Origin of the sequence: Chryseobacterium sp. YR221, from assembly GCF_900176315.1 — a bacterium.
GTDB classification, from domain to species: Bacteria; Bacteroidota; Bacteroidia; order Flavobacteriales; family Weeksellaceae; genus Chryseobacterium; species Chryseobacterium rhizosphaerae.
The window spans coordinates 345,351-358,075 of the sequence record NZ_FWXM01000005.1; the positions used below are offsets into that span (position 1 = coordinate 345,351).

General features: G+C 34.9%; 8 protein-coding genes. 6 read left to right on the forward strand and 2 right to left on the reverse strand.

Annotation, left to right across the window (positions count from 1 at the left end; translation table 11 throughout):
* From B8967_RS16690 to B8967_RS16710, 5 genes are all read left to right on the forward strand, one after another.
* Positions 1–2,382 (forward strand): peptidoglycan DD-metalloendopeptidase family protein (locus B8967_RS16690; protein WP_194294609.1); only part of this gene is annotated, 2,382 nt, incomplete at its 5' end.
* A complete protein-coding gene (locus B8967_RS16695) occupies positions 2,379–3,392 on the forward strand; it encodes a hypothetical protein (RefSeq protein ID WP_047494328.1) in 1,014 nt (337 codons plus the stop codon). The genes B8967_RS16690 and B8967_RS16695, both read left to right, overlap by 4 nt.
* A gap of 32 nt (positions 3,393–3,424) precedes the next feature.
* Positions 3,425–3,877 carry a hypothetical protein gene (locus B8967_RS16700; protein WP_084086810.1) on the forward strand — a complete coding sequence of 151 codons (453 nt, stop codon included), beginning with the start codon at positions 3,425–3,427 and terminating at the stop codon, positions 3,875–3,877.
* Between the two features lie 32 nt (positions 3,878–3,909).
* Complete coding sequence (locus B8967_RS16705) at positions 3,910–4,470, forward strand: hypothetical protein (protein ID WP_143330538.1); 561 nt, start codon at positions 3,910–3,912, stop codon at positions 4,468–4,470.
* A gap of 194 nt (positions 4,471–4,664) precedes the next feature.
* Positions 4,665–6,965, forward strand: coding sequence for a GAF domain-containing protein (locus B8967_RS16710; RefSeq protein WP_047494319.1), 2,301 nt, complete (start codon positions 4,665–4,667; stop codon positions 6,963–6,965).
* A gap of 29 nt (positions 6,966–6,994) precedes the next feature.
* Here B8967_RS16710 and B8967_RS16715 read toward each other — a convergent pair whose 3' ends face one another.
* Both B8967_RS16715 and B8967_RS16720 read right to left on the reverse strand, forming a co-directional pair.
* On the reverse strand, positions 6,995–7,519 hold the full coding sequence (locus B8967_RS16715; RefSeq protein WP_084086812.1) for a hypothetical protein: 525 nt from the start codon (positions 7,517–7,519) through the stop codon (positions 6,995–6,997).
* Between the two features lie 106 nt (positions 7,520–7,625).
* Positions 7,626–8,801 carry a Pycsar system effector family protein gene (locus B8967_RS16720; RefSeq protein ID WP_047494313.1) on the reverse strand — a complete coding sequence of 392 codons (1,176 nt, stop codon included), beginning with the start codon at positions 8,799–8,801 and terminating at the stop codon, positions 7,626–7,628.
* Between the two features lie 26 nt (positions 8,802–8,827).
* Between B8967_RS16720 and B8967_RS16725 the strand changes: the two genes are divergently transcribed.
* Positions 8,828–12,544, forward strand: coding sequence for a metallophosphoesterase (locus B8967_RS16725; RefSeq protein WP_084086813.1), 3,717 nt, complete (start codon positions 8,828–8,830; stop codon positions 12,542–12,544).
* Positions 12,545–12,725 lie beyond the last annotated feature (181 nt).

A 12,725-nucleotide genomic window follows, 5' to 3' on the forward strand; every position in this document is an offset into this window, starting at 1 on the left:
CAACAACAACAACAACAACAACAACAACAACAACAACAACAACAACAACAACCTGCTCCGTCACCTCAACAGCATCCTGAGCCACAAACAGCTCGTGGGCAAATCAATAACACCCAACCGGTAACACCACCACCATCAGGAGGAGTCTCTCCTACCGTCATCAATCAGGTAAGGGTTGAAGACCTTCTGGATGCCTATTTTGCAAAAAAAGAATATACCAGGAAAACAGGAGAAGAGGACGGAACTCATACCTATACTTTCGGAGGAAGCAAAAGTAGCAACAAAACAGCTACTGCCGAAGAAAAAAATAAAGTGGCCCAGACCATTCTTAATAAAATTAAAGAGAACCTGAAATCCTCAAAGAAATATACTACTCTTGAAGTGATTGCTGCTGCATTAACCGCCGAAGCTTATGGAAAAGATACAACCAATCAAAAGACTGTAACTTTTAAAACTTTCAAGCTGGGGGTCGATTTTAAAAAGGTTGATAGTGCTCCATTGGATGATAAACTCTACCTGGTTGCCAGAACTATGCTTCTGGACGGAAAACAGGTCACCATATCCATTAAAGAAAAAGACGGAATTATCAAAGGTTCAGCAGATGCTGTTCTCCCTGTTCTGGAAATTACTGAAGAACAAATGGAACAGAAAACACCTGCCGGAGGAGAAGTTCCGGGAACGGAAAAAACAGAATTCTCAGGAACCGTAAAAGACAATCTCGTAAAAATTCCTATTCACCTCCGTCCGAAATCCGAAGAAGAGCTGAAGCAGTGGAAAGATAAGATCAGCAAAGGAAAAGAAGATGGAACCTATACCTATACATTTGGAAGTGCTACCAACATAACTAATGAAACACAAAAGGCTTCCACAGCAAAAATTATCCTCACAAATGCCCAGAAAGGCAATGCCAAAAACCCTAAAATAGAAGAGGGCAAAACCTCCAGTATAGAAGAAATAGGAAAAGTTTTAACCATAAAGGATTACAAAGCCGGAGATACTATCACCTTTAAATTACTGAAAAAGGTGCCGGAATTCCTGTATCTACACGCAAAAGCACAGGGTGAGAAACAACATGATAAGAAGTTCCTGAATAAAGAGGGAGCATATTTCCAGATTGGGAAAAAATGTGATTGTGAAGCCAGAGTACGGGCATTTATTAGAATGCTTCGTGTAGGAGAAGGTACGGGTGAAATGATTAAATCTTATGATAAAAAAGAGAAAAAGGTAATTTACATCTCTCATGATTTTCAGAGAGGTTATACCACAGCTTTTGCAGGTCATACTATAACAGATTTAAGTACCCATCCTCAGTTAATATATAAAGGTAAGAATGACAAAGAAGGTTCCTCTGCTGCGGGTGCTTACCAGGTAATGAGATATACATGGTGGGAACTGGCTGGGTTTGAAGTCGTAAAGAAGAAAAAAACAGGCAAATACTTTGAAGAGAGAGATCTTTTGAAAAAATATAAAATTCCTGATTACACAACGGAATCCCAGGATAAAATATGTATTGCCCTGATGCAAAAGCAAAGGGAAAATCTTCTTAATAAGATAATAGCCAATAAAATTAGAGAAGCTATACAACAAGATGCCTGCTATATTTGGGCAAGTTTACCAGAAAATGAAACAGAAAGTCATTATTATTACAACGGTAAAAGACAGCCTGCAACACCGTTAAACGCATGTATAGAGCATTATAATCAGTTTCTTGAAGAAGAGTTGAAAGGTAATAGTAATCTACACCTTAAAGAAGGCTTCTTAAAAGATTTTGACATTAAATGTTGTAATAACAGCAATGAATCATCAGGTGTTTGTCCAGAAGATAGATCTCAATGTTTTGAATATTCCGATGTAGTATCCAATCCTAGATTGAACAACCAAAGTGATAATGTTAATAAAAATAGATGGCATCGTACTAAACGTTATAATAATACGCATCCAAATGGATATTATCACACAGGTACAGACATTTTAGCATCTTCCGGTACAACTGTAAGCTCAATATTGTGTGGTACAGTATATGATCTGGTGAAAACATTTACTGCAAATGAATATAGAGAGAACAGTTTGGGTAATTATGTTATTATTAAATCTAAAGATAAAAACGGAGATGATGTTTATATAAAATATTGTCACTTAGATGAAGTATCTGTCGTTAAGAACCAAAAAGTAAAACATGGAGATGCAATTGGTCAATCCGGAAGTACAGGAAATGCAGCTTCTGTTTATGAAAATGGTAAGCTTATTCATGGTATAAATCCTATTTATAGACATATACACATAGAAGCAGCTACAAGTTCCAGCTTTGGCACGACTCGTATTGATCCCGAACAATTTATGAAGACCAAATTTGACGAAACTACAAAAGGAAATCCGACATGAAAATAAATTTTTTATTTCTGCATTTATTACTGTTTTTATGTATAGTTAGCTGTAACGGACAGGAAAAATCAGTAACGTTAATACCTGCTAAAGAAGATAAAATAAAACCTTCGCTAACAGACAACTTTAATAAAACAAGCAATCTGTATTTTGATTCTGAGAAAAAACTGAGTTTTTCTTCCACACTTATCAAAGAATTAGGAAAATTTACAGTGTATTATATTCCAAGGTCAAAAGAAGAGATTATTGATTATCAAAATTTTGAAAAAAATCATGATATTAAACCTTTGCGTGACGAAGAAAATTCATTGAATTATTTTTCTGATGCTGATCAGAAGAAAATTGATAAAATTCTCAGAGAAAAGATAAAGTCAGAAAAAGGCTTTCAAATCATTGGAACATTTATTCCAAAAAATTTCATCAATATTGAAAATGATAATGAGTATAACATCGGTTTTCCATATTCACAAAAGTATTACCAAAAAGAAAATGGGAAATGGAAATACCTATTTGAGAAAAAAATTACAAATGCAGAAGAGGAAATCTCCAACAATTCTAAAAACGCTCTTCTTTCATTCACTATAGCACAAAAGGAAACCTCAGACCCGAATGTAAAATACTCTGTTAATGGAAACTGGCAGGTAGACTGTAAAAAAGGAGCCGGAAGCTTATCTATCGATGGCAATGAGGCATCACTGACGGTTTTGTACAATCAAATTTATATCGATATGAAAGAACTCAAGAGATATGATTTTGAAAAAGGTATTGCCTATACACTAAAAGAAGTTCCGGAAGATATCGGAAACATTGGAAGAGGGCTCAACTGGAAAGAATATGTAAATAATGAACCTATAGCATATCTGAAGATAATTGATGAAAATACTATGTTTTTCTACTGGTACGGATTTTACAACAAAACAACAAAGCAGAGAGAATGTAAAGAAACTAATTTCCAGCAGGAAAGCAAAACCAAAGAAATCATTCTAAAAAGATGTTCTCCTCAAAATTAAAAATTACAGACAAAGTAATTTTGATATAAAAAATGCAAGCAAACAATATCACCTTTATATTGTTATTTATTTTTCTCTTCTCATTGGAAGGGAACGCACAGTCATATAATAAAAATAAAATTAATGTTTTAGGAATATGGAAAACTAAGTGCAATACTGATGATCATGTAAGTAATATTTTATTTTATAATAAGAACGAGGGAGAATTAAACATGTTTAATAATACAAAACTTGTTTCAAAGATGATGGTCGAAGTTTCCCCAGATTACAAATTAATAAAATATATAGGAACAAATATTATTGGAGAAGGAGTAGATGTAAAAAAAATCACTTCACTTACAAAAGGAGATGTGATTGCAGTGATTGAGGGTATTGATGAAAATAAAATATCAATACATTGGTTAGGTTTTGAAAAAGAAGAATTATTTATTAACAATCCTTTTAGCCAAGGAAATACTACAACGTTAGTGAAATGTAATAAATAAATTAAACTTTCATAAAAAATGTTCGTAATGATATGATGAAAGTATCTCAAATTTTATTGCTCGTTAGTGCTCTTCAGATTATTTCCTGCAAGGAAACCCATGGTAATAAAAACACTCCGGAACCCAATTCCAGTCCAAGGCGTGAGAAGATTGTCACAGGGCAGCAAATACAGAAAACAAAAACGGAAGAAAATCCAGGTCAAGCTTCTGTACAGGAAACAGGATCTATCTGGAATGGGAAATATTCAGGTTCATTTTTAAGATTAAAAGATGAAACTGCAGATCCCAGAGCCTGGGGACAGATTCATCTACACATCTATGAGAAAAGTGCAACACTTTCTATCGATTCTTATGTGGAGAATGTTCAAAAAAAATTAGAAATATTCAGCGAATCAAAAGATGAACTCAGACTAAAAGATATTTCCGATGGGAAATCTCTTACCCTATCTAAAAAATCCGGTACAATCACTATGGAAGGTGACTTAATGGAATCAATAGTCGGAATCAGTGAAAAATATGAAATTGAAAAACTGTCAGATAAAACGTATGATGAAGTTTATAATACGGTAACATCTAATGGTAGATATCAGTAATCCAGCCATGATGCTCAACATTTCAACATCTTCGGAACACAGTTTATACTGGGATATAATATTAAATTCTAATACTTATCATAAAAATCAGAAACTCTGAACACCAAACAATTAATGTATTTTTAAAATAATAAAAGTTGTCTCAGACCTATTGAAGACAACTTTTTTCATAACTTTACTTTAAATTTCAGCACTTGGCTAATCTTTACAAAAAAGACTCTCCCTTTCAGGTTTATATATCGTTCAAAAAATATTTGGATGTATTGGAGCATATCCGTTATAACGACCGTCTAGAGTACCGGGTCAATTATGCTGAATCCCTTATCGACAGGACAAAAAATTTCACTGAGCTTAAAGATGGCTTTCAGGATACCACCCTGTTGGAAAAACATGAAGACCTTATCAGGCTTCTGCTTGCTGACCTCTTCCCTACCGGCCTTACCCATAATGAGATCAAAGCGGCAAGCATTCCCCTTTCTAATATTACTTTTAATTATACCGAAAGGTTTAAAAACATCCTTAAGGACGCCGGGAAAGATTTTGAAATAGAGCTCAGAAATATTAGTGACAATGAATTTTATGTTTTCTGCTGCTGCCTGATTCTTCAGAGCTACTTTAAGAAAGATATCAAAAGTACAATCCCTTTTTATTATGATATCCCGAATAAACAGGGAATCATGAAACATTATAAAATAACGGTAAATTCAGACTTTACTGAAATTTATCCCACAGAAGAGGCAAAAATACCATCGGATGATATTTTGGATATGCTGTTGGAAAACCTTGATGACTTTAAATTGTGGAAAAAGTATTTCCCTTCACAATCCTGGATATTAAAGGGGTTTACAATTATTTCACTGGTAGACTGCACTTCCGAAGTCGCCCTTTCAGATCTGAAATCAAGTATGATAGAGATTGATCCTGAAGATTTAAATCCGGATGAAAACCTAACTGAAATTTTCAAATCCTATTTTGAAGTATCAGATCTTAATTTCGGATTGATGACCTTCAATAAGAAAGAACAGAAACTTGATAAACTCCCGATATACGAAAGTCTTCTAACCAATCATATTCTTGATTTCTGGATCAATACATTTGATGAAGAAACACGTAAAAACACGTTCAATAACTTAAACCACAACTCAAAACCCATTGTCGTTTCCAATGTCAATAATCTGGATGAAAATGTCAGACAGCTTCCTTCTTTCAGTATATTAAAAGACAATAATGTCAACAGTTTTATGGTCATTCCCATCATGAAAGATAATGAACTCCTTGCGATCATGGAATTCACGTCTCCTCTGGCTGGAAGTTTTAATGGCTTAAAACTTAAAAAAATGGAGTTTTTCTCCGATATGATCCTTTTCTCTTTAAGCAGATTTTACTTTGAGAAAAACTACCAGATAGAAGCAATTATCCAACGTGAATATACCTCTATTCATGACAGTGTGGTATGGAAATTCAGAAATGAAGCTGAGAAATATTTTACAGCATCGCTTGGAAAAAAAATATATACTTTAAAGGAAATATCATTTAAAAATCTAACCCCTTTATTTGGAGTGTCAGACATCCGTTCTTCTTCAGAGAAACGCTTCAATCTTATGCTTCAGGACCTCAACCAGCAGATTGAATGGTTAATCGATATTTTAACGTTAACCAATTCTGATTCTGAAAAGTTTATGCTGGCATTAGATGTTTTTGAAAATGAACTGAATAATGAGATCAAAGCTGACACCGAGCAGCGTTTTCAAAGATTATTGAGAGAAGAAATCCATCCGTTCTTACAGGGGAAGCTGGAAGTAAGATCATCCAGAGAATTGAAAGCTAAAATTAAAGATTACTTCCTGCAGGTACGGGTTCAAACTGACTTGTTTTATAATCACAGAAAAAAACTGGACGACTCTATCACCCTTGTCAACAGGAAGCTGGCAGATATGCTGGATGAAAGCCAGGTAAAAGCTCAACAGATCTTTCCACATTATTATGAAAGATTCAAGTCTGATGGGGTGGAACACAACCTGTACATTGGTACTACCATAGCTCCGGAGCTTCATTACACTTCAAAAGTAGTTCACAAGCTAAGATATTCGCAGCTAAAAACCATCTGCAAAATGGAAATCGAGTTTCAGTCCTTTAAACAGGACCTTCCGATTCAGTTGGATATAGCTTCACTGATCTTTGTATACAATGAAAAAATAGACATCCGATTCAGAATGGATGAAAAACGCTTTGATGTAGATGGTGCTTACAATTCTTATTATGAAATCATAAAAAAACGTCTCGATAAAGCCCATGTGAAAGACTCTTCGGAAAGAATTACCGCTCCCGGAAAAATCACGATTGTTTATTTCGGGATGGAAAACCAGAAGGAGTACCTGGAATACATCTCAAAACTTCAGAACAAAGAAATTTTACAACCTAATGTAGAATTTCTAAAAGTTGAAGATCTTCAGGGGATCACAGGGTTGCTGGCACTGAGAGTTTCATTAAAATAAAAAATAACAGTAAACTATTCAGGATATGTTTACTTTTTATCATCAATAAAAATGCTCATTTCGAATTCCTCTTTTATTGGAAACCTGTGTACTTTTGCTGACACCCAAGCATTGAGTTCTATTAATTTGAAAATCCTTTCAATCTCTTTTTTAGTATCGTCATCAGTATAACTTAGAATATCTACATTTTCAATAGTATCCTGTTTACCAATTGTTACACGAAACCTATTCTCTCCTTTTTTTGCATTTTCCGGAATTTTAAAGTTTTGAAATATTCTCTCCCGAAATTTAGCATTTCCACCTTTAAAATTAGCTTCATGCAGACCCATTAATTCCACGTCATCAATACAAGCAGCACCATGAATTTTAACACATTTCTCTAAAGACATTATAGCTTCCAATTTTAATGAATCAATTATCCGAGATTCTTCTTTTGTTGGTTGAAATGTTCTTATATTTTCTAAAATTGAAATATGATATGTTACTGATTTCCTCCTTGTGACACAACTGGTAAGGAAAGACAATAATATCAATGCCAATATTTCTTTTTTCATACTTCCTGTTTTCAATAAAAGCTTTATTAAGTAGAAAACCTCTTCTCTGTAAATAAAACAGTCAGCCAACTCAACGCCGGCTGACCATTATAATATATTTTTTGGGTTAAATGCTAAAAAATGCAACGCCAAAAGACAGAACAGAAATAATAATCCCCGCCATAAAGACTTTATACGTTATAGACAACAGCTTGTATTTCCTGTCAAGCACTTTACCGAGATAATAGAGATCCTTAACCATAGAATCATAAATGTAATCTCTGTCTTTGATCAGGTCTTTCATAGCATTGTGATAATCATCAAACAACATTTGATGGAAGTTACCAAAAAACAGCAGGTTTACTTTTCTGTTAGCAATATCCTGAGGAGTAAACGTCGTTTTAGTAACATTGGGTTTAGTAGATAATATCGCAAAGACGATAGTAAGTACACTGGACAACAGCAATATAAAACTCGGAAGAATCAGGTGTGAATTTTTAGGAGCGTCCAGTTTCGGAACCAATACGGAAAGACATACGGAAATAATCACGGCATTTACAGACAGTAGAATATTTGCTTTACTGTCGGCAATATCACTCAATCTCGTATGATTATTAAGGGTTACCCTGAATAACGTATCTACACTTCTGTCAGATTTTTCCTTTTCTTTTTTCCCTTCAGAATTATCTTTTTTATCTTCTTTCTTCTCAGCTTCTTTCTCCAGCTTTTTTTCAATCTTTTTGATATTCTTATTTTTTAAAGGTTCCCAGTTTTCTTTCGCATAATCTGTATAAAAAGTATGTCTGTTTTTCAGCATATCCAGATTTCCGGCGTTCCATTCGTCATTAGAAAAACATTTTACATTGGTAAGTTCCCATTCCTTTCTCAAGGCATCAGAAATATCATTGTAATCATGACCGGCAAAATGACTGAAATCAGCATCCTTCACTATTTTTTCAAGTAGATTCTGAGGTTCATAAGTAATTTTTGTTGCCAGGATCAGCTTTTCAACATCTCCGATATAGTCTTCAGGGTAATTTTCCTGATGTAAAAAATCCTTCATAATCTCTACCCCCCTCTCTTCATGATTCATCGCACATTCTATGTAGCCGGTATCATGGAACCAAAGTGCCACAAGTACCTTCTCCTGATCCGCTTCTGAAACAGGAGTGTTTTTCATGATTTCTTCTGCCTTGTTTACGGTGTAGGCAGTATGAATAAAATTATGATAAAAATATACCGAAGATAACTTATCTTTGAATAAGATTTCAACATAATTTTTAGCTTTGTGTAGAATGCTCATTCCTGAATTTTTGTTATTGTAAATTTATGAATTTATCCTTTAAAACTCATCTAAAAAATACTTCTATTGTTCTAAGGACAGTATTATCCGCAGGAGCCCTTTACTCCTGTGCAACCTATAACGTACAAAAAGGCAAAAACTTATTTGAAGTAAAAGATTCTGATATAAAATCTGAAAACGATTTTAAGCTTTTCCTGATTGGTGACGCCGGAAACGCAGATGAAGTTCAGGCACAGAAAACATTGAACTTACTGAAAGGCAAGCTGGATTCGGCAAACAGCAACTCTATGCTGATCTTTTTGGGTGATAATATCTACCCTAATGGAATGCCTAAAGAAACTGATAAAGACTATAATCTTGCCAAACAAAAACTCGAAAATCAGCTTTCTATCACCAAAAACTTCAAAGGAAAAACATTGGTGATTCCGGGAAACCACGACTGGTACAGCGGTATGGATGGATTAAAAGCCCAGGAAGCTTTTGTAAAGAGTTATTTCAATGATAAAAAACCCTTTTTACCTAAAAGTGGCTGCCCTATTGATGATATCAACGTATCCAAGGATATTAAATTAATTGCTATTGATACGGAATGGGTTATTGCCAACTGGGATAACTACCCGGGAATCAATAAAAACTGCAATATAAAAACCCGTGAAGATTTCTTCACAGAGTTTAAAGACCTGGTCATCAAAAATCAGGGCAAAAGAATTATTGTGGCCCTGCACCATCCCATTATCAGCAGTGGAACTCATGCAGGATTCAGCTCTGCAAAATCTCATCTTTACCCTCTTAAAAGTAAAATCCCTGTTCCCATTGTGGCCAGCGCCATTAATATATTGAGAAGTTCATCGGGAGCAAGCCTTCAGGATATCAATAACCAGCATTATGCAGATCTTGCCAACCGGTTGAAAAGTATTGTTCAGGATAAAGAAAATATCATCTTTGTTTCCGGACATGATCATAATCTTCAATATCATGAAGATGGAAATCTAAGACAGATCATCAGTGGTGCGGGTTCCAAAATTGATCCGTCCACCATTGTTGAAAAAACAGATTTCTCTTATGGTGGAAATGGTTTTGCCGTTTTAAATATCAGAAATGACCAAAGTACCGATGTTGAATTCTTTTCAACAAAAGATACACAGCTTCAGAAGCTGACTCAGATCTCGGTCATTTCAAAACCTGATGTGTTTGTGAATAACTTTCCAAATTCTTTTCCGTCAACAATATCTTCCACTATCTATCCACTCCAGCTTACCCAAAAAAGAAAATTTTACAGGTGGCTTTGGGGAGATCACTACAGAAGATATTATGGAATCCCTGTTGAAGCTCCTACAGCCAATCTTTCGGAACTTAATGGTGGTTTTATCCCCTTCAGAGAAGGAGGAGGAAACCAATCAAACAGTTTAAGATTACAATCTCCAGACGGACAGGAATTTGTAATGCGGGGTGTGAAAAAAAGCGCTATCCGTTTTCTCAACAATATGGCTTTTACCAAAAGTACATTTGGTGAGGAACTTGCCGATACTTTTCCTGAAAAGTTCTTATTAGACTTTTATACCACCAATCACCCTTTCACTCCTTTTTCAGTCGGAAATATGGCGGATAAACTGGGGATTTTCCACAGCAATCCAAAATTGTATTATATTCCTAAGCAACAGGCTTTAGGAAGATACAACCAAAACTATGGAGATGAAATGTACATGATTGAGGAACGTTTTTCTTCAGATCCCAAAACCTTAGCCTCACTGGATAACGCAAAAGATATTGTATCAACTGATGATGTACTGAAAAACCTTATCAAAAACTATAAATATTCTGTTGATAAAGAATCCTATATGAGGGCCCGGATCTTTGATATGCTGATTGGGGATTGGGACCGCCATTCTGACCAATGGAAATGGGCTGAATATGAGAAAGGTGATAAAGTGATTTATAAGCCAATCCCTAAAGACAGGGATCAGGCTTTCAGTAAATATGATGGAGCTGCATTCAAACTTATTATGAATGTTCCGGCCATCCGCCACATGAAAACATTCACAGATGACATCAGTAGTGTAAAATGGCTAAGTATGGAGCCTTATCCAATGGATTTGGTATTTCTAAAAGGATCTACACAGGAAGAATGGGTAGCACAGGCAAAATACATCCAGGAACATCTTACCGATTCCGATATTGATGAAGCGTTCAAAAATCTTCCCAAAGAAGTACAGGACGAAACCATTGCTGATATTCAGAAAAAACTGAAAATAAGAAAAACCAAATTACAGAATTACGCCTTTGACTATTATGATGTACTTCAGAAAAAAGTTCCGTTGGCAGGAACCATAAATCCTGATAAATTCGTCATTACAAAGAATGGGAAGTCTGTACTTGTACAACAGTATAAATTAGGTAAAAACAAAGATAAAAATGAATTGGTTTTTGAAAAAACGTATGATGATTCAAAAACAAAAGAACTCTGGATTTATGGGCTGGAAGATGACGACATTTATGAAGTAACAGGAACCGGGAATCCTAAGATGAATATCAGATTGATTGGTGGATATAATCACGATGTTTATAATGTGGCAGACGGAAGAAAAGTGAAAATCTATGATTTTAAATCACAGAAGAATACTTACAATGCCGGCAATGCCACCAAGAATATTTCTGATGATTATGACCTCAACAGCTACAATTATAAACACCCGAAATACAATTCATTTGCCGGGTATCCTAACTTTGACTATAACCCTGATGACGGGGTAATTGTTGGGGTTTTAGCTAACTATACCGTGAATAACTTTATTCGCGATCCCTACACCCAAAAACACAGTTTAAAAGCCAACTTCTATACTGCTACGGCTGGGTTTAGTCTTACCTATAAAGGGATTTTCAAACAGGCAATTTCAGGATGGGATTTCAATATAGATGCTGCCTATACCACACCAAGGTTTTCTCAGAACTTCTTTGGCTTATCCAATGAAAGCCCATATGACAAAGAAAATACAGAAAGAGAATACAATAGAGCCAGAATTTCCAAATTCAATGTAGCTCCTTCAATCTCCAAGAAAAGCTGGATGAATCTTAATCATCAGATTCAGCTTACCTTTGAAGACAATAAAGTACAGGTAAAGGAAGGAAGATTCATCAACCAATCTCCCGATGTAAGACCTGAAGTCTTCAGTAGCCAGCAGTTTGTAGGGGCCAATTATACATTCAGCTATAAAAATTCAGATAATATAGCCTTCCCTACCCTTGGAATGGAATTCATGCTTAATGCCGACTGGAAAGCAATCTTATCAAATTTTAACCGGAATTTCCTCACCCTGAAAGGTAAGCTGGCCATTGACCATAGAATTGATAAAAAAGGAAATTTTGTTTTTGCCAATTCCAGTCATGCCATGTGGATTAATAATGATAGTTTTGAGTTTTATCAGGCTGCAACTATTGGTGGAAACAATGGAATGAGAGCATTCAGAAATGAAAGATTCTCCGGTAGATCATACTTTATCAATAATTCAGAAATCCGATGGGATTTTGGAAGAATCAGAAATAATATTATCCCTGCTAATCTGGGAATTTTGGTAGGATACGATATCGGACGTGTATGGAATGATGGTGAATATTCAAGAAAATGGCACCAATCTGCAGGGGCAGGCGTTTGGCTAAGTCTTGCCGAAATGATCTCTGCAAGATTAAACTATTTTTACGGTTCAGATGGCGGAAGGATTTCAGCAGGTATTGGAATGAAATTTTAAATGAATAAATAACGAAAATAAAAAAAACTCAGGTTGCCCTGAGTTTTTTTATTTATAAATATGTTTGTATTATTTCTTGATGAATTTAATACTTTCAGAAATTTTTATAGCATAAAAAAATTGAAATAGCAGCTTTTCTCATATTCTTTTTATAATTTAGGATATACATAAACAAAGGCAT